Source organism: Gordonia sp. VNK1 (assembly GCF_040049135.1).
Lineage (GTDB): Bacteria > Actinomycetota > Actinomycetes > Mycobacteriales > Mycobacteriaceae > Gordonia > Gordonia oleivorans.
In genome coordinates this window covers 67,749-84,790 of the sequence record NZ_JBDZDJ010000004.1, presented here as the reverse complement: position 1 = coordinate 84,790, position 17,042 = coordinate 67,749, and the positions used below count along the sequence as shown (strand labels likewise).

Sequence of the window (17,042 nt, the reverse complement as noted above, 5' to 3'; positions counted from 1 at the left end):
CGGGTGATCTGGGACTACGTGCTGATCGTCGTCATGATCCTGTGGTTCGTCGGCGGAATCTATGCCCTCATCAGCGTGGTGACCGGCCGTGGCCGTCACCGCCGTCGTAACGCCGATGGCGGCGACCGTGGTGATCGTCGTCGCTGAGCGAGGGGACGGCGTCAGCCCAGAACCCGTTCGGTGACAGCGTATTTCGACTCCGCTGATTCCTTGGCGGTCTGCCACCAGTCGGGGTTGGCGCGATACCAGTCGATGGTCGCGGCCAGGCCGGAACGGAAGTCGACATACTGTGGCCGCCAACCCAATTCGGTGCGCAGGCGGGTGGAGTCGATCGCGTAGCGAAGGTCGTGGCCGGGGCGGTCGGTGACGAAGTCGAAGGCGTCGCGTGGTTGTCCCGTCAGTTCCAGGATGGTCTCGACGACGGTGCGGTTGTCCACCTCGCCGTCGGCGCCGATCAGATAGGTCTCCCCGATCCGGCCCGTCTCGATGATGGTCCACACGGCGTCGTTGTGGTCGTCGACGTGAATCCAGTCGCGCACGTTGCGGCCGTCGCCGTAGAGGCGGGGCCGGACACCGGAGAGGACGTTGGTGATCTGCCGCGGGATGAACTTCTCCACGTGCTGATACGGGCCGTAGTTGTTGGAGCAGTTCGAGATGGTCGCGGCCACCCCGAAGGAACGCACCCAGGCACGCACCAGCAGATCGCTGCCGGCCTTGGTGGAGCTGTACGGGCTCGACGGGTTGTACGGGGTCGACTCGGTGAAGCGGGCCGGGTCGTCGAGTTCGAGGTCGCCGTACACCTCGTCGGTGCTGATGTGGTGATACCGGACGTCGTGCCGGCGGACCGCCTCGAGCAGGGTGTAGGTGCCCACCAGGTTGGTCTGGATGAACGCCGACGGGTCGGCGAGCGAATTGTCATTGTGGGATTCGGCGGCAAAATGCACCACGAGGTCGGAGTCGTTGACCAGCCGATCGACGAGGGTCGCATCGGCGACGTCGCCCTCGATCAGCTCGACGACGTCCGACACCGGCGCCAGGGTGGCCGGGTTGGCGGCATAGGTGAGCTTGTCGAGTACGCGAATGCGCACGTCAGGACGTCGTGCGACGGTACGAAGCACAAAGTTCGCGCCGATGAATCCGGCACCCCCGGTGACCAGAACGCGCATCGTCTCCCACATCTCCTCGAGTGATCGTGTGGATTCAGACGATACCGAGGTGGTCGGACATCCGTCGGGCGGAGTGGTGATGTGAGACGCCGCGCAGGCTTCGGCATGACGAGACATGCCCTAGGCTGCCCGTATGCGCGGGATCATTCTGGCCGGAGGAACGGGGAGTCGGCTGCACCCCATCACGCAGGGGGTGAGCAAACAACTCGTCCCTGTCTATGACAAGCCGATGATCTACTACCCGCTCTCGACGCTGATGCTGGCCGGAATCCGCGAGATCCTGATCATCACCACGCCGTCGGACGAGGCCGCCTTCCGCGGGCTGCTCGGTGACGGGTCGCAGTTCGGGATCGAGCTGAGTTACATCACCCAACCCGCGCCCGAGGGGCTCGCGCAGGCGTTCACCCTCGGCGCCGACCACATCGGCGACGAGTCGGTGGCCCTGGTGCTCGGCGACAACATCTTCTACGGCCCCGGGCTCGGTTCGCAGTTGCAGGGCTTCGGCGACATCGACGGTGGGGCGATCTTCGCCTACTGGGTGGCCGAGCCGAGCGCGTACGGCGTCGTCGAATTCGATCACACGGGGACCGCGGTGTCGCTGGAGGAGAAGCCGGCCGCACCGAAATCGAACTATGCGGTGCCGGGACTGTACTTCTACGACAACGACGTGATCGAGATCGCCCGCGGTCTGCGACCCAGTGCACGAGGCGAATACGAGATCACCGACATCAACGCCCACTACCTCGAACGCGGCGAACTCAAGGTGACCGTCCTGCCGCGCGGGACCGCCTGGCTCGACACCGGCACCTTCGACTCGCTGCTCGACGCCGGGAACTTCGTTCGCACCGTCGAACAGCGGCAGGGCCTCAAGATCGCGGTGCCCGAGGAAATTGCTTGGCGGCGTGGGTATCTCAGCGACGACGAGCTGGCCGCCCGGGCGGAACGGCTACGCAAGTCGGGCTACGGTGGCTACCTCCTCGACATCCTCGCCCGCGGAAAGGGGTTCGCGTGAAGGTTCGGCCACTGTCCATTGACGGGGCGTGGGAGTTCACCCCGGTGCTGCACGGCGACGCGCGTGGGCTGTTCACCGAGGCGTTCAAGGCCGACGTCCTCGGTGAGACCATCGGCCACCGCTTCGACCTCGCGCAGGTGAATCTGTCCGTGTCGGCCGCCGGTGTGTTACGGGGTGTGCATTTCGCCGACGTGCCGCCCGGGCAGGCGAAGTACGTCACCTGTCCGTCGGGTGCCATCCTCGACGTGATCGTCGACATCAGGGTCGGCTCACCGACTTTCGGCACCTATGACACAGTGCTGCTCGACGACGTCGACCGCCGCACGGTGTATCTCTCGGAGGGGCTGGGGCATGCGTTCCTCTCGCTGGCCGACGGTTCGACGGTGACCTACCTGTGTTCGACGGGGTACAACCCGGGTGCCGAACACGGCATCAACCCGCTCGATGAAGAACTCGGCATCGAGTGGCCGACGAGGGGGCGCGACGGCAGTACGCTGAGCTACGAGCTGTCCGCGAAAGACACGGCAGCGCCGGGCCTTTCGGAGGCTGCCGGGTCCGGATTGCTGCCGCGATATGACGAGGTCACGGAGTATCTGACCGGGCTCTGAATGCCTCGCAGGCAGAGCTCTTCCCCAGTACCCGATTCATCCGCCGGTTGCTTCCCGCCGACGATCACGCACTTTGGGGGAGGAGCTATTCTTTCTCGCCCAACACCTTTCGGCAGTGCCCCGTAGGGCGTGCGGGTCAACTCGGGAACGGCGGCAGCGCAGGGGTGAACAACCAGCGTTGCCACAGATCCTGCAGCGGGGTGGACGAGAAGTTGGCCGCCAGGGCGATGAAGTCCTCGGTGGTCACCGATCCGTACCGGTACTTTTCGGTCCACCTGTGCAGGAGAGCAAAGAAGTTGCCGTCGCCGATGGTCAGACGGAGGGCGTGCAGGGTGATCGCACCGCGTTTGTACACCCAGTCGTCGAACATCTTGCGCGGGCCCGGATCGGCGAGGGGCACACGGACGGGGGAGGCGGCGAGCTTCTGGTAGTAGTGGCGCGCCCATTCGTCGGCGCTTCGACCGCCGGAACGTTGGCTCCACAACCACTCCGCGTAGCAGGCGAATCCCTCATGCAGCCAGATGTCACGCCACCGGGCCAGCGTCACCGAATTGCCGAACCACTGATGCGCCAGTTCGTGTGCGACGAGTCGTTCCGAATCCCGGGTGCCATTGCAGTGGTTCGCGCCGAACGTCGAAAAGCTCTGTGCCTCAATGGGTATTTCGAGGGGATCGTCGGTGACGACGACGGTGTAGCGCGGAAACGGATACGGGCCGAACATCTCGACGAAGACGTCGATCATCTCGAGTTGCCGGCCGAAGTCGACGTCGAAGTTCTTGGTCAGCCGCGGCGGGATCACCGCGTCGACGGGCAACGGCTTGGTGGCCAGTGAGACCTTCTTGTACGGCCCGATCTGGATGGACGCGAGGTAGGTCGGCATCGGTTCCACCTGGTGATACACCCACGTGGTCTGGGCGGCGCGTGCCCGCTTGGACTCCAGGACGCCGTTGGCCAGTGCGTAATAGGGGCTGTCGGTGGTGATGGAGATGCGGTAGGGCGCCTTGGCGATCGGGTGGTCGTCGCAGGGGAACCAGGATGCCGCACCGTTGGGCTGATTCGCGCAGAGTGCGCCCTCGGTGAGCTCCTCCCAGCCCACCTCGCCCCAGGAGCCGCGGATCGGGCGAGGGGAGCCGTGGTAGCGGACCACGATCGTCATTGCGCCACCGGGCGGAATGGGATCGGCCGATGTGATCGTCAGCTTCTTGTTGCGGTGCGAATAGCGGACGCGTTTGTCGTTGACGCTCACGCGTGTGACGGTGAGGGTGTTGGCCAGATCGAGGCTGAACCGACGGAGATCGATGTGCGAGGTCGCGGTCAGTGTGGCGGTGCCTTCGAGCCGGTTGCCGGAGACCTTGTACATGAGGTCGAGGTCGTATCGGCTGATGCGGTATCCGAGGTTTCCGTTGTCCGGGAGGTAGGGATCGAGGACGTCGGTCGGTGAACCCAATACCGGTTGCCCGGAGCCCGGTTGCCGTGCGCCTCTGCCCGACTTACCCGGCACCCACATCTCCTCGCCTCTTCATGAACTCGCCGAACTGCCGCATCGGAGGCGTCGATGTCACGGTGCATCGCGATCTGGTCACAGGCTGATGTCGAAGCTCTCGACCAGATGACGATCGCTCCGAGATGCACCGATGTCACTCCGACCTTGCGGACACTCAGACTACCTTCCGGCCATCGTGCGCATCGGTTGGCTCCGGTCGGGCCACGTTGTAAGCGGACCGTGGTCCGTATAGGTTGTGGTGGTCGATAGCGGAGACAGTCCACAAGACGTACTCGTCGAAAAGGAGAGCAAGATGAACGGATTCCGGGGCATAGCCCTCTTGGCGGCCCGAGTGATCCTCGGCTGCATCTTCATCGCCCACGGGTGGCAGAAACTCAACACCTTCCACATCTCCGGTGTGAAGGCGAACTTCGAAGGGATGGGCGTGGTCGCGCCTGGCTTCTCCGCCTACGCCGTGACCTGGGTGGAGTTCGTCGGTGGCATCCTGCTGATCCTCGGATTGCTGCTGCCCATCGTCTCGGTGCTGCTGGTCATCGACATGATCGGCGCGATCTACTACGTCCACTGGGACCTGGGCTTCTGGGTGGCCGACGGCAAGGCCGGCTGGGAATGGCCTCTCGCGCTGATCGCCGGGCTCCTCGCCGTGGGCTTCGCCAATGCGGGAGTGTTCGCGGCCGACAACTATCTCGTGCGGGGTCGAGGCCGGCGACGCTCGGCTGCGGTCGACTGAGGACTGAGTGGGACGAAGGTTGACGGCGCTCGTATATGGGCGCCGTCAACGTCGCGTCGACCAACCTCCACAACACACCAGTCCCATCAGAAACGACCACCCCACACGCCTCGCGTACGGTGCCGTCTGCGTCGCGCATGCCACCCCGTTGCCCATTTCTAGACATTCTCGAAGTAGCCTCGCGCCAAAACCGCAGGTCACCGCCTTTCTGTACTCGGCGGGATGTCTAGAAATGGGCAAGCACCTCGGCCTACCCCGTGCCACCGACGGACCGCGTCGCGAGATCGGTCGATTCGGTGACGGACTCGACGTCGCCGCCTGAGTCGGTGATGACGACAGCGCTGTCAACGTGGACGAGAGCGCTGTCAACGTGGACGAGAGCGCTGTCAACGCGGGTGAGGGTGCTGTCGGTGATGAGGCGGCGCTGTCGATTTCCTCTGAATGGGCGACAGATCTGCGCAGGTCCGGGGCCCTAAAATCGGACAATGTCGTATCCCGGCCCGCCGTCCGGACCGCGTCCCGCTCGGCCGAGTACGTTCGGCGCGGCTGCCGCACCGCCGCCGCCACCCCCACCGCCTCCGCCCAAGGCGCGGTCGGTACCGCCTCCGCCGCCCCCTCCACCACCGTCGGGTGCGTCGACCCCTCCGTCATCGAGGGCATCGCATCGCCGATCTCAGGACTGGCCGCTGCCGGTTCCGGCCTCTGCCGCAGCGCCCGTGGTAGCCGGGACTGTCGTCTCGGGACCCGTGGTGGCCGCGCCGGTGCTGGCGACGCCCGCCGTGGCTCCCCTGCACGTGTACCAACCGGTGATCGTGCTCGGTGCCGATCCGGTCGAGGTCGCCACCCGGCGTCCCTGGCAGGTGACGTTCTTCGGGTGGTGGCAGGTCATCGGGCTCGTGTTGATCGGGGTCAGCGAGGCGATCTGGTGGGTGTGGTTCCTCAGCATCGACAGCTGGTCCCAAGCCCCGTCGAGCAGCACGACGTACTCGGACTACGGGTACGAGACCACCACCGTCTCGGGCTGGGATCTCACCGGCTATCACGACTACCTGCTCGCCGTGTCGATAGCCGTGCTGGTTTTCTGGGCGATTGATCTGTGGATCGCCATTTCGTATCTGCGAGGCGCGCGCGGGGCGTACCTGTACTACACGGTCATCGGAATTATCCGGATCTCGGTGGTGGTGCTCATCCCCGTCGCGTTCGTGGTCTTGTACTTCGTGGGCTTCGCCGCCCTCTTCGCCTACGCGTGATCAAGGAGGACAGGTGGAAGCCGCCATTGTGATCGTGATCGTCATCGCCGTGATTGTCATCGCGATCAACGTTTTCATGTACTACCTGCTATGGAACCGGCGCTCACGCGCCTACTTCAGCAGGCAGAGCGTCGACATCCGTCGGCAGCAACGGCGTCGCTGACCGGTCGGGCCGGGCGAGGCTACGCCACCAACCCATCAATACTGGTGCGGTCGAATGCCGTGCGGTCGAGTTCGGCGCCGTCGGGAAGGTGGGTGCGCAGCGATGTGAGGTCGGCCAGCACGTCGTCGGCGTGACGAAGTCCGACGCCGTCGATCTCGCCGGGCGTCACCAGGGTTTCGGGCTCGAGGCCGTGTCGGTGAGTCAACGCCGCACCGAGCAGCCGGTGCGCCTGATCGCGGTCCACATCCCACAGCGCATCTGCGGTCAGCAGATACAGCCGCACCGCGGGCGGGTAGTCGTCGAGGTGGACCAGCGCCCACGCCCAGTGTTTGGCGACGTCGACGGTGTCCGCCTCGCCGCGACCGTGGGTCCGGACGTACTTGCCGTGCAGTTCGCGGCACAGAGGCGTCGCGTCGGCCCACAGGTGCAGATGCGACATGCAGCGCACCGAATCGTGCAGGTTGGACAGGTACATCGGCGAGTACGGTCCCTCGCGGCGTGATCGGATCTCGCGCAAGACCGAGAACTTGGCCAGTGCATGTCCGTACTCACCGGCCGACAGCAAGGACCGGGCTTCGTCCTGCATTTCCTCGATCACGACTCGATTGTCGCCGACGCAGCAGCAGAAAGTGATCTGTTTCACAAACATGTTACCGGCCGCCTATGGGCGTCGACGGTCGGATTCAGGGCAGAAATACCCCAATTACCTGGGGATACTGGCCTAGTGCGGTGCGGCCTGGCATCGTTGGAAGTGTGAGCGGATACGACAACGACAGCACCCCTGAAGGCTCCGACGGCGAGTACAGCCTCGACCCCGACGATCAGCTGCAGCCCGAGGACACCCTCGACGATCGAGGAGTGGACGACGTCCTCGACGAAGGCTTCTCGCCGCCCGACTACGCGCCCAAGGGGGCCGTCCACGGGTTGACGGCCCAGGAGATGCGTGACGGGGAGACGCTCGATCAGAAGCTCGCCGAGGAAGAGCCCGACGTCGGTGCGACCGACCCGCTCGACGACATCGTCGCCGACGAGAAGCGGGACTGGCAGTCGCACGAGTCCGACGCCGACGACGAATTCGCCGAGGGGGCCGACCAGGTGGGCGAGCGTCGAGCCGGCCGCCTGCTCGCACCCGATCGGGGTGACGGTGTGGACACCGAATCCGAGGCCGTCGCCTCTGACTGCGGTATCGACGGCGCCGGCGCCAGCGCGGAGGAGGCGGCGGTGCACGTCGTCGGCGACGAGTTCTGACCTGGGGCTTGCCGCACGCAACCATGTCCGGAATGCGAGAGTCGTTACCGGGCAACCGGTCTTGCGGCACCTCGCCACGCGACCGGTCCCACACGGAGGAGTTCCGTGTGGGACCGGTCGTTTCGCGTTGTGACCGCGGCACGGCACGGCGCGCGGGGCGTCCGGCGCCGGTGCCGAACGGAATACGCGTGATCTCGGCGCGTTGACAGTTTCACGCGTCGTAGGAACGATGGACTACGACGACTCGGGAGAGCCCGGGGTCCACACGCCACGGGAGGTACTCCAGTGAGCATTACCGAACGCATCTCCACCAGCCCAGACGGTACCCACGCCGATCAGTCACCGGCGCAACGCTTTCGAGAGGTCCGGGAGCTGACCGACCTGCTGTCGGCGCGACTGTCGGCAGAAGATCAGACGCCACAGTCGATGACCGAGGCGAGTCCGGCGAAATGGCATCGCGCGCATGTCACCTGGTTCTTCGAGGAGTTCATCCTGCGGCGCGACCCGTCCTACACCGTGTACGACGAAACCTACCGCTACCTGTTCAACAGCTACTACGAGGCGGTCGGCGAACGGCACCCACGCCCCGACCGCGGACTCGTGACCCGACCCGGCGTGGACGACATCACGCACTACCGCAACTACGTCGACGGTGCGATGGAGGACGTCCTCACCCGTGGCGCCCTCGACGACGACGCCCTCGACCTACTCGAACTGGGCTGTAATCACGAACAGCAGCATCAGGAATTGCTCCTGATGGACATCAAGCACCTGTTCTCCACGATCCCGCTCTCACCCGGACCGGTGTACGTCGACCGGGACCCGGACACGCCCACATCCACCGGCCCGACCACCTGGCGGTCGGTCTCCGGCGGCATCACCGAGATCGGGGCGGCGCCGGGAGTGGGCTTCTCCTACGACAACGAGAGTCCGCGGCATCGAGTGTTCTTGGAGGACTTCGAGATTGCCGAACGCGCCGTCACCAACGCCGATTTGCTGGAATTCATGGCCGACGACGGTTATCGGCGCCACGAGTTCTGGCTGTCCGACGGGTGGGCCACGATTCGTCAGCACGGCTGGGACGCACCGGGCTACTGGCGATTCGACGACGGCGAATGGACCACCTTCACACTGTCCGGGCGACGACGCGTCGAACTCGGCGAACCGGTGATGCACGTGTCCTTCTACGAGGCGGATGCCTTCGCCCGGTGGTCCGGAGCCCGACTGCCGACCGAATTCGAATGGGAGGCAGCCGCTTGCGCGCTCGGCTCGCAACGGGGTGAGCTCCTCGACCCGGACCGATGCCACCCGGGCATGGCCGGGGCGGCGATGATCGGCGACGTCTGGGAGTGGACCGCGAGCGCGTATCTGCCCTACCCGGGTTTCGTGCCCGCCAATGGTGCGGTCGGGGAGTACAACGGCAAGTTCATGTCCGATCAGCACGTCCTGCGGGGAGCGAGCGCGATCACCCCGCGAGGGCATGAACGTCCGACGTACCGGAACTTCTTCCCGGCTCCGTCGCGGTGGGTGTTCGCCGGGCTGAGGTTGGCGCGGTGACCGTTGAGGCCGTAACACCGCTGGCCGCCGACGCGCTGGCCGGACTGTGGCTCGATCCGCCTGTGCTGCCGACGAAGTGGCTCTACGACGAACGCGGCAGCCGGTTGTTCGACGAGATCACCCGCGTCCCCGAGTATTACCCGACACGTCGGGAGACGGCGATCCTGCGGGCGCACGCGCGCGACATCGTCGCCACGTCGAACGCCACCACCATGGTCGAACTCGGCTCCGGCACCTCCACCAAGACGCGTCTACTGCTCGATGCGCTCGCCGCGCGGGCCGCCGCGGGTGTCGACGTCACCTACGTGCCGGTGGATGTCAGTGCCGAGATGCTGGCCGAGTCGTCGACGATCCTGGCGCGCGACTACCCGGGCATCGCGATCGAACCCACCGAGGCCGACTTCACCGAATCCGAACTGACACTTCCGGGTTCGCCGGGGAACCGCCTCGTCGTATTCCTCGGCGGTACGATCGGCAACTTCGACGACGACGCGCGGCGCGCCTTCTTCGACGGGCTCGCGGCGTCACTCGCGGTCGGCGACCACTTCCTGCTCGGTGCCGACCTCATCAAGGACACCGGGCGTCTGGTCGCCGCCTACAACGACAGGGCGGGTGTCACAGCGGATTTCAACCGCAACATGATCGAGGTGCTCCGTACCGGGCTGGCCGCGACGGGACTCTACGCCGACGACTTCGACCACATCGCACGGTGGAATCCGGCCCGGCACCGCATCGAGATGTGGCTGCGGGCCCGTCGGGACGTCCGGGCGTATCTCGCGGTGCTGCAACGAGATTGGGTACTACCGGCCGGCGCGGAGATCCTCACCGAGATCAGCACCAAGTTCGATCCGGCCACCCTGGACGCCGAACTCGCCGACGCCGGATTGGCGCACGTCACCAGCTGGACCGACCCGCACGGGGACTTCTTGCTGACCCTCAGTCGTCGCTGAGCAACTCCCGCACCCGCGGAATGACCTGCGTGCCATACAGTTTCACACTGCGCATCAGGGCGCTATGCGGCAGGGTGCCATGGGAGTACTTCATGTCGAACCGGGAGAGACCGAGCGCGCGGGCGGTGGTTGCGATCTTGCCGGCCACCGTCTCCGGCGAGCCCACGTAGAGTGAGCCACCCGGTCCGGTGGATCGTTCGAACTCGATGCGTGTCGGTGGCGGCCAGCCGCGTTCCGCGCCGATCCGCGACACGTACGAGCGGTAGTGCGGCCACAGTTGGTCGCGGGCCTGCTCATCGGTGTCGGCGACGTGGCCGGGGGAGTGCACACCCACCGGCAGGTCCGTCGGCTTGCCGAGTTGGTCGAGCGCGCGACGGTACAGGTCGACATACGGTGCGAACCGCAGCGGGTCGCCGCCGATGATCGCGAGCATCAGCGGCAGTCCGTGCCGCGCGGCGCGTACCACCGATTCGGGACTCCCGCCGACCGCGATCCAGGCGGGCAGGGGCGGATTCTCCAGCTGCGGATGCGCGATCTGGTTGCTCAGCGGGCCGCGCGTGGTGCCCGACCAGGTGACCGGGTTGCCGGTGCGCAGGTGGGAGAACAACTCGAGTTTGTCGGAGAAGAGCTCCTCGTACTGTTCGAGGTCATAGCCGAACAGCGGAAAGGACTCGGTGAACGAGCCGCGCCCCAGTATCACCTCGGCACGACCGGACGACAGGGCGTCGACGGTGGGGAACCGCTCGAAGACGCGGACCGGGTCGTCGGAGGACAGGACGGTGACCGCCGAGCCCAGCCGCATCCGGGTCGTGCGGGCCGCGACGGCACCCAGCACCACCTCGGGCGCGGATACCGCGTAATCGTCGCGGTGATGCTCGCCGACGCCGAGGAAGTCGACGCCGACCGCGTCGGCGAGGACGGCCTGATCGAGGAGATTCCGTATCGAGTGCGCCGCGGTGATCGGTGCGCCGTCGTCGTCGACGGTGACATCACCGAAGGTGTCGAGTCCGAGTTCGAGATTCACGAGGTCCATTGTGCCCGCCGGGTGACGAGGGAGACGTTGGCACGAAAAGAGCCGTTTGCCTCACTATGAATACGCGAATATGTGCAATGCTATTGCTGGCCAGAAAACTGGTCGCTTCACTATTTTGCAAGGAGCACTCCCGTGTGGGATTCGTTCTGGAACTTCCTGTGGTCGATGATCATCATCTTCGCGTTCGTCGCGTACCTGGTGGTGCTCTGGTACATCATCGCCGACCTTTTCCGTGACCATAAGGCGTCCGGTTTCTCGAAGGCGATCTGGGTGATCTTCCTGATCATCGTTCCGTACCTGACCGCGCTGGTGTACCTGCTGGCCAAGGGTCAGGGCATGGCCGAGCGTTCGCAGGCGGCGGCGGCCGAGTACAAGAAGGAGTCCGACAAGTACATCCAGTCGGTCGCCGGTACCTCTCCCGCGCAGCAGATCGCCGACGCCAAGTCGCTGTTGGATTCCGGTGCGATCAGCGCCGACGAGTACGAGGCCCTCAAGGCGAAGGCGCTCGCTCACTGAGCTCTTCAAGTCTTGCCGCTCCTCAACCGCCCATCCGGATTCACCGGGTGGGCGGTCGGCGTTTGTCGGGCCGGACTCAGGCCTCAGAGGCTGTCGGGTTCGCCGCCGAACGGATTGGTGGTGTGCCCGACGAGATCTGCCACCGAGTCGATCACCCGCGTGGGCCGGTAGGGGAACAGTTCCACCGATTGGATGGTCGAGATCCCGGACAGCACAAGCAATGTCTGCAGTCCCGCCTCGAGTCCGGAGATGACGTCGGTGTCCATCCGGTCGCCGATCATCAGGGTGTGTTCGGAATGCGCGCCCATCTTGCGCAGGGCGGAGCGCATCATCAGCGGATTCGGTTTGCCGACGTAGTAGGGGTCCCGCCCGGTGGCACGCGTGATCAACGCGGCGACCGCACCCGTCGCGGGCAGCGGGCCCTGCGTCGACGGCCCGGTCGCGTCGGGATTGGTGGCGATGAACCGCGCACCGCGCTCCACCAGGCGGATCGCGGTGGTGATGGCCTCGAACGAATACGTCCGCGTCTCCCCGAGGACGACGTAGTCCGGGTCGACATCGGTGATGACGTAACCGATGTCGTGCAGAGCCGTCGTCAGGCCGGATTCGCCGACGACGTACGCGCTACCGCCGGGACGTTGGGTGTCGAGGAATCGCGCGGTGGCCAACGCGGAGGTCCAGATGGCGTCCTCGGGGATGTCGAGGCCGATGCGCAGGAGTCGGGCGCGCAGGTCACGGGGCGTGCGGATCGAATTGTTGGTGAGCACGGTGAACGGGATGCCGCGGTCACGGAGTTCGGCGATGAGCGCATCGGCGCCCGGGATCAGGTGCTCCTCGCGGATGAGCACACCGTCCATATCCATCAGGTAGGTCCAGGTCATGGGTCTACGCTACGTCGCTCTCGGCCCGTCGGGCAGTCGGATCGTGGGCGTGCCCTACCCTCGTGGGAACCGAACTCGTGCGCGCGGTACCGATCCTGACGGTCAACGTGGCCAACGTGCTGTCTCACCGTCCGGCGCCGCACTGACCCGCCACAGCGGATTGACCGGTCCGTGGCCCGCGCCGAGCGGATAGGCGGCGGCCAGCCCGCGCGTCACCCACTCCTTGGCGAATTCGACCGCATCCGGCACCGATTTCCCGTGTGCGAGAGCGCATACCGTCGCCGCCGCCAGGGTGTCGCCGGCGCCGTGATCGTGGCCGGTGTCAATACGTTCGTGGGTGAACTCGAGGAACTGCTCACCGTCGAACAGGAGATCGGGGCTCTGCGCGCTGGTCCGCAGGTGCCCGCCCTTGACCAGCACCCAACGCGGACCGAGTGCGTGCAGGGCGTGGGCGGCGGCACGTTGGGTGTCGGCGTCGACCACCTCGATCCCGGTCAGCAGTCGAACCTCGTCGAGATTTGGGGTCACCAGCGTCGCCAACGGAAACAGGTTGGTGCGCAACGTGTCCAGCGCCTCGGTGGCCAGCAGCGGGTCACCGTGCATCGATGCGCTCACCGGATCGACCACCAGCGGGACGGGCGCATTGCCTCCGATGCCGAGTTCGGTGCATGCGGTCACCACGGCGTCGATGATCGGCGCCGAGGCGAGCATGCCGGTCTTGACCGCCGACACCCCGATGTCGGAGACCACCGAGTGCATCTGGGCGGCAACGATACCCGGGTCGATCTCCTGGAATCCGCTGACGCCCACCGAGTTCTGCACGGTGACCGCGGTGACGGCGACGCATCCGTGCAGGCCCAGTAGCGCGAAGGTCCGCAGATCGGCCTGAATACCCGCGCCGCCACCGGAATCCGAACCGGCAACGGTCATCACCCGCGTCGGCGTGGCCCCCGGCGGGGCGGTGGGCAGGAGAGGGGAGTTCACGGAGTGCTGCCCGTTTCGATGGGAAGGTAGATACGTCCGCCCGCGTCGGCGAATTCCGCTGATTTGGCTGCCATTTCGGCGGCGATCTTGCGGTCGATGTCCTCGGCGGTCACCAGATTGTTCTCCTCGGCGTAGGCGCGGACGTCGGCCGAGATCCGCATCGAGCAGAACTTGGGGCCGCACATCGAGCAGAAGTGAGCCGTCTTGGCCGGCTCGGCGGGCAGCGTCTCGTCGTGGTAGTCGCGTGCGGTGTCCGGGTCGAGTGCCAGGTTGAACTGGTCATTCCAACGGAACTCGAAGCGTGCCTTGGACAGTGCGTCGTCGCGTTCCTGTGCGCGCGGATGGCCCTTGGCCAGATCGGCGGAGTGTGCCGCGATCTTGTAGGTGATGACGCCGACCTTGACGTCGTCACGGTTGGGGAGGCCCAGATGTTCCTTCGGCGTCACGTAACACAGCATGGCGGTGCCGGCCTGGGCGATCATCGCCGCACCGATCGCCGAGGTGATGTGGTCGTAGGCCGGGGCGATGTCGGTGGCCAGTGGGCCGAGGGTGTAGAACGGCGCCTCCTCGCACAGTTCCTCCTCGAGTCGCACGTTCTCGGCGATCTTGTGCATCGGCACATGGCCGGGGCCCTCGATCATCACCTGCACGCCATGGGATTTCGCGATTCGGGTGAGTTCCCCGAGGGTACGCAGTTCGGCGAACTGGGCCTCGTCGTTGGCATCGGCGATCGAGCCGGGACGCAGTCCGTCGCCGAGAGAGAAGGTGATGTCGTAACGGCGGAAGATCTCACAGAGCTCGTCGAAGTGGGTGTACAGGAACGATTCCTCGTGATGGGCGAGGCACCATGCCGCCATGATCGACCCGCCGCGCGAGACGATGCCGGTGACCCGGCGGGCGGTCAGCGGCACGTACCGCAACAACACGCCGGCGTGCACCGTCATGTAGTCCACACCCTGCTCGGCCTGCTCGATCACGGTGTCGCGGTAGATCTCCCACGTCAACCTGGTCGGGTCCCCCTTCACCTTCTCCAGTGCCTGGTAGATCGGCACGGTGCCGACGGGAACCGGCGAGTTGCGCAGAATCCATTCGCGGGTCATGTGGATGTCGGAGCCGGTGGAGAGGTCCATGATGGTGTCGGCACCCCACCGCGTGGCCCACACCATCTTCTCCACTTCCTCGGCGATGGAGCTGGTGACGGCCGAATTGCCGATGTTGGCATTGACTTTCACCGCGAAGGCCTTGCCGATGATCATCGGCTCCGACTCGGGGTGTCGATGGTTGACCGGGATCACCGCTCGTCCGGCGGCGACCTCACGGCGCACGAGTTCGACGTCGACATCCTCGCGGGCGGCGATGAACCGCATCTCGTCGGTGACAATTCCCGCACGCGCCCAGGCCAATTGGGTCGAGGCGCCATCGACCGGAGCGGGCCGCGTCCAGGAATCGCGGGTCGGTGGCAGACCCTGCTCGACGTCGATGACGGCGGCGTCGTCGGTGTAGGGGCCCGAGGTGTCGTAGACGTCGAGATGTTCGCCGTTGGTGAGGTGGATGCGGCGTTGGCCGACGCGCAGGCCGTCCACCTCGAGGTAGTGCTTGGTGCTGCCCTGGATCGGGCCGGTGGTCAGGATCGAGCCGTCGACGGTGTCGGTGGTGCGTGTGCGGTCACCGGATACAGGTGTGCCCATGGTCTGTAGTCTCCCTACGCCGGCATTACCCGGACAGGTTCGGGCGGTCGGCGACCGCCCGTCGCCATCTCAGCCCCCGGTACGTGGGAGCCCCCGCGTGTGAAGTTGTGCACCGACGATGTGCATCGTCGTCGTGCAGGGACGAGCATACGCGGGTCGGGGTTCATCCGATCGACATCGGGTGGTGTGGCGCCGATGGACCGGAGGATGGTGTCGGTGGCAGGGGGCCGGAAACGTTTCGCGGATGCGTGTCCGCGGTGGCCGAACCGTAACGGATTCGTCCACAGGCCGATGCGTTCATGTCACCCACCTACGGAACCGTAATGTAGTGTGTGACCGGGATCACAGGGAGTGGTTCGCCGACCGGAAGGGGCGCCGGTCGGCTGGGTTCGTCGTTCACCGGACGACGGCATAAGGGATATGGACACATGCAACGCAAACACCGGCACCGCCCGCCGCAGACGGCGCAGTCGATTCTTCAGCAGATCTCGCAGGTGGTGCACAACCCCGAGCGGGAGCGATTCGAACTGTGGGTAGCCGGTGACCTCGTCGGAGTTCTGGGCTACTCGATCGACGACGTCGACGGGCAACGGACGGTGACGGTGCTGCACACCGTTCTGTACGACGAGTACACCGGGCACGGCCTCGGCACCCGATTGACGCGGGGTGCGCTCGCCTACATTCGCGACCAGGGGGCGCGGGTGCGTCCGGTGTGTACTTTCACCAAGGATTTCCTGGACCATCATCCCGGTGTCGTGCCTCTGGCGCCGGTGTAGTCGTGCCTCTGGCTCCGGTGTAGTCGTGCCGCTGCCGAGGGGGTGAACGTACTGGTGGCCTGATCTGCCGGGGCTAGACAGTTTCAACTTAGGTTACCCTGACCTCAACTGCAGTCGAGGAAAGGGGACGTCCGGCATGGCCGAGACCCAGCACAAGGCGCCGTCGAGGGGTATCCAGGGAGCGATCCTGAAGCTGCTCCGCGCCGACGACTACGAATTCACCGTCACCAGCAGCGAGCTGATCACCGATCACTACATCCGCGTCGGATTCACCGGCGGCGGCCTGCTTGCCGACCGCCCGATCCATCCGACGATGTGGGTCCGGTTGTGGTTCGAGTCCAACGGGAAGGCACATCAGCGCGGCTACACCCTCGCCGACGCGGACGCCGCGGCCGACGCATTCTTCATCGAGTTCGCCATCCACGACGGTGCGGCGGCACGCTGGGCTCTGGCCGCGCAGCCGGGGGCGACGATCGGTGCCACGTTCATGGGATCGAAATTCGCCATCCCGGAGCCGGCTCCCACGGGATGGCTCGTCGCGGGTGATCCGGCCTCGCTGCCGGCGATCAATTCGTTGCTCGACGCGTTGAGTGCGTCGTCGTCGCCCGAGGTGGCGGCCACGATCTGGTTCGAATACGCCCACGATGACGACAAGGATCTGCCGATCCGGCTGCGGCCGCAGGACACGCTGCACTGGGTTCGCCGCGAACGTGACGGCGCGGCGCTGGTCGACGCGGTGCGCGCTGCGGCGACCCCGTCGGCCGGCCAATTCGGTTGGGTCGCCCTGGATTCCACCAGCACTCGAGCCGTCGCCGGGGTGCTGCGCGAGGACTTCGGCCTCGGCAAGAAGGGCGTGAAGGCGCAGGCCTACTGGCGGCCGGAGGCCGATCCGTCCTGATTGCTCGGGGTTCGGTCTGGGCAATACCGGGTTGGGAATCGCGAACAGACAGGTTAGCCTCTCCTTCAGCGGGGTTCC

19 protein-coding genes and 1 riboswitch are annotated in these 17,042 nt (G+C 65.8%); of the genes, 12 read left to right on the top strand and 7 right to left on the bottom strand.

Annotation, left to right across the window (positions count from 1 at the left end; all coding sequences use genetic code 11):
- The first annotated feature begins 3 nt into the window (after positions 1–3).
- Positions 4–147, top strand: a complete 144-nt coding sequence (locus ABLE94_RS06240; RefSeq protein ID WP_348808335.1) for a hypothetical protein — start codon at positions 4–6, stop codon at positions 145–147.
- 14 nt (positions 148–161) lie between these two features.
- Here the strand turns inward: ABLE94_RS06240 and rfbB are convergent, their stop codons facing one another.
- Positions 162–1,166 (bottom strand): dTDP-glucose 4,6-dehydratase, encoded by a 1,005-nt coding sequence (gene rfbB, locus ABLE94_RS06235; RefSeq protein WP_348808334.1) that lies wholly within the window; start codon positions 1,164–1,166, stop codon positions 162–164.
- 133 nt (positions 1,167–1,299) lie between these two features.
- On the opposite strand from rfbB, the gene rfbA reads away from it, so the two are divergent.
- Positions 1,300–2,178: a glucose-1-phosphate thymidylyltransferase RfbA gene (gene rfbA / locus ABLE94_RS06230; protein ID WP_348808333.1), complete on the top strand. Its 879-nt coding sequence runs from the start codon at positions 1,300–1,302 to the stop codon at positions 2,176–2,178.
- Positions 2,175–2,786, top strand: a complete 612-nt coding sequence (locus tag ABLE94_RS06225; protein ID WP_348808332.1) for a dTDP-4-dehydrorhamnose 3,5-epimerase family protein — start codon at positions 2,175–2,177, stop codon at positions 2,784–2,786. The genes rfbA and ABLE94_RS06225 overlap by 4 nt, the downstream gene beginning before the upstream one ends.
- A gap of 136 nt (positions 2,787–2,922) precedes the next feature.
- Here the strand turns inward: ABLE94_RS06225 and ABLE94_RS06220 are convergent, their stop codons facing one another.
- On the bottom strand, positions 2,923–4,287 hold the full coding sequence (locus ABLE94_RS06220) for a M1 family metallopeptidase (RefSeq protein ID WP_348808331.1): 1,365 nt from the start codon (positions 4,285–4,287) through the stop codon (positions 2,923–2,925).
- 295 nt (positions 4,288–4,582) lie between these two features.
- On the opposite strand from ABLE94_RS06220, the gene ABLE94_RS06215 reads away from it, so the two are divergent.
- The 3 genes from ABLE94_RS06215 (at position 4,583) to ABLE94_RS06205 (ending at position 6,433) form a co-directional block, all read left to right on the top strand.
- Positions 4,583–5,020 (top strand): DoxX family protein, encoded by a 438-nt coding sequence (locus ABLE94_RS06215; protein ID WP_348805257.1) that lies wholly within the window; start codon positions 4,583–4,585, stop codon positions 5,018–5,020.
- 749 nt (positions 5,021–5,769) lie between these two features.
- Positions 5,770–6,270 carry a hypothetical protein gene (locus ABLE94_RS06210; RefSeq protein WP_348805256.1) on the top strand — a complete coding sequence of 167 codons (501 nt, stop codon included), beginning with the start codon at positions 5,770–5,772 and terminating at the stop codon, positions 6,268–6,270.
- A gap of 13 nt (positions 6,271–6,283) precedes the next feature.
- Complete coding sequence (locus ABLE94_RS06205; RefSeq protein WP_348805255.1) at positions 6,284–6,433, top strand: hypothetical protein; 150 nt, start codon at positions 6,284–6,286, stop codon at positions 6,431–6,433.
- A gap of 19 nt (positions 6,434–6,452) precedes the next feature.
- Here ABLE94_RS06205 and ABLE94_RS06200 read toward each other — a convergent pair whose 3' ends face one another.
- Positions 6,453–7,031 carry a hypothetical protein gene (locus ABLE94_RS06200; RefSeq protein ID WP_348808330.1) on the bottom strand — a complete coding sequence of 193 codons (579 nt, stop codon included), beginning with the start codon at positions 7,029–7,031 and terminating at the stop codon, positions 6,453–6,455.
- Between the two features lie 155 nt (positions 7,032–7,186).
- On the opposite strand from ABLE94_RS06200, the gene ABLE94_RS06195 reads away from it, so the two are divergent.
- From ABLE94_RS06195 to egtD, 3 genes are all read left to right on the top strand, one after another.
- Entirely contained in the window at positions 7,187–7,681 is a 495-nt protein-coding gene (locus ABLE94_RS06195) for a DUF5709 domain-containing protein (RefSeq protein WP_348808329.1), read from the top strand.
- 285 nt (positions 7,682–7,966) lie between these two features.
- Entirely contained in the window at positions 7,967–9,238 is a 1,272-nt protein-coding gene (gene egtB, locus ABLE94_RS06190; RefSeq protein ID WP_348808328.1) for an ergothioneine biosynthesis protein EgtB, read from the top strand.
- Entirely contained in the window at positions 9,235–10,188 is a 954-nt protein-coding gene (gene egtD, locus ABLE94_RS06185) for an L-histidine N(alpha)-methyltransferase (protein ID WP_348808327.1), read from the top strand. The genes egtB and egtD overlap by 4 nt, the downstream gene beginning before the upstream one ends.
- On the opposite strand, the gene ABLE94_RS06180 is transcribed toward egtD, so the two are convergent.
- Positions 10,175–11,221 carry an LLM class flavin-dependent oxidoreductase gene (locus ABLE94_RS06180; protein WP_348808326.1) on the bottom strand — a complete coding sequence of 349 codons (1,047 nt, stop codon included), beginning with the start codon at positions 11,219–11,221 and terminating at the stop codon, positions 10,175–10,177. The genes egtD and ABLE94_RS06180 overlap by 14 nt on opposite strands.
- A gap of 132 nt (positions 11,222–11,353) precedes the next feature.
- On the opposite strand from ABLE94_RS06180, the gene ABLE94_RS06175 reads away from it, so the two are divergent.
- Positions 11,354–11,737 carry an SHOCT domain-containing protein gene (locus tag ABLE94_RS06175; protein WP_348808325.1) on the top strand — a complete coding sequence of 128 codons (384 nt, stop codon included), beginning with the start codon at positions 11,354–11,356 and terminating at the stop codon, positions 11,735–11,737.
- Positions 11,738–11,820: 83 nt separating this feature from the next.
- On the opposite strand, the gene ABLE94_RS06170 is transcribed toward ABLE94_RS06175, so the two are convergent.
- From ABLE94_RS06170 to thiC, 3 genes are all read right to left on the bottom strand, one after another.
- Positions 11,821–12,618, bottom strand: coding sequence for an HAD-IIA family hydrolase (locus tag ABLE94_RS06170; RefSeq protein WP_348808324.1), 798 nt, complete (start codon positions 12,616–12,618; stop codon positions 11,821–11,823).
- A 102-nt stretch (positions 12,619–12,720) separates the two neighbouring features.
- Positions 12,721–13,548 carry a bifunctional hydroxymethylpyrimidine kinase/phosphomethylpyrimidine kinase gene (thiD, locus tag ABLE94_RS06165; protein ID WP_425476158.1) on the bottom strand — a complete coding sequence of 276 codons (828 nt, stop codon included), beginning with the start codon at positions 13,546–13,548 and terminating at the stop codon, positions 12,721–12,723.
- A gap of 50 nt (positions 13,549–13,598) precedes the next feature.
- Positions 13,599–15,290, bottom strand: coding sequence for a phosphomethylpyrimidine synthase ThiC (gene thiC, locus ABLE94_RS06160; protein WP_348808322.1), 1,692 nt, complete (start codon positions 15,288–15,290; stop codon positions 13,599–13,601).
- Positions 15,285–15,397, bottom strand: a riboswitch (TPP riboswitch). (Overlaps the previous gene by 6 nt.)
- A 321-nt stretch (positions 15,398–15,718) precedes the next feature.
- Here thiC and ABLE94_RS06155 point away from each other — a divergent pair.
- Both ABLE94_RS06155 and ABLE94_RS06150 read left to right on the top strand, forming a co-directional pair.
- Complete coding sequence (locus tag ABLE94_RS06155) at positions 15,719–16,066, top strand: GNAT family N-acetyltransferase (RefSeq protein ID WP_348805245.1); 348 nt, start codon at positions 15,719–15,721, stop codon at positions 16,064–16,066.
- Positions 16,067–16,202: 136 nt separating this feature from the next.
- Entirely contained in the window at positions 16,203–16,964 is a 762-nt protein-coding gene (locus ABLE94_RS06150; protein ID WP_348808321.1) for a siderophore-interacting protein, read from the top strand.
- Positions 16,965–17,042: the final 78 nt, after the last annotated feature.

Coding starts and splice junctions, on each gene's coding strand:
- rfbB (WP_348808334.1), bottom strand. CDS start 1,166: ATGCGCGTTCTGGTCACCGGGGGTGCCGGATTCATCGGCGCGAACTTT.
- rfbA (WP_348808333.1), top strand. CDS start 1,300: ATGCGCGGGATCATTCTGGCCGGAGGAACGGGGAGTCGGCTGCACCCC.
- ABLE94_RS06215 (WP_348805257.1), top strand. CDS start 4,583: ATGAACGGATTCCGGGGCATAGCCCTCTTGGCGGCCCGAGTGATCCTC.
- ABLE94_RS06180 (WP_348808326.1), bottom strand. CDS start 11,221: ATGGACCTCGTGAATCTCGAACTCGGACTCGACACCTTCGGTGATGTC.
- ABLE94_RS06170 (WP_348808324.1), bottom strand. CDS start 12,618: ATGACCTGGACCTACCTGATGGATATGGACGGTGTGCTCATCCGCGAG.
- thiD (WP_425476158.1), bottom strand. CDS start 13,548: ATGACCGTTGCCGGTTCGGATTCCGGTGGCGGCGCGGGTATTCAGGCC.
- thiC (WP_348808322.1), bottom strand. CDS start 15,290: ATGGGCACACCTGTATCCGGTGACCGCACACGCACCACCGACACCGTC.
- ABLE94_RS06155 (WP_348805245.1), top strand. CDS start 15,719: ATGCAACGCAAACACCGGCACCGCCCGCCGCAGACGGCGCAGTCGATT.
- ABLE94_RS06150 (WP_348808321.1), top strand. CDS start 16,203: ATGGCCGAGACCCAGCACAAGGCGCCGTCGAGGGGTATCCAGGGAGCG.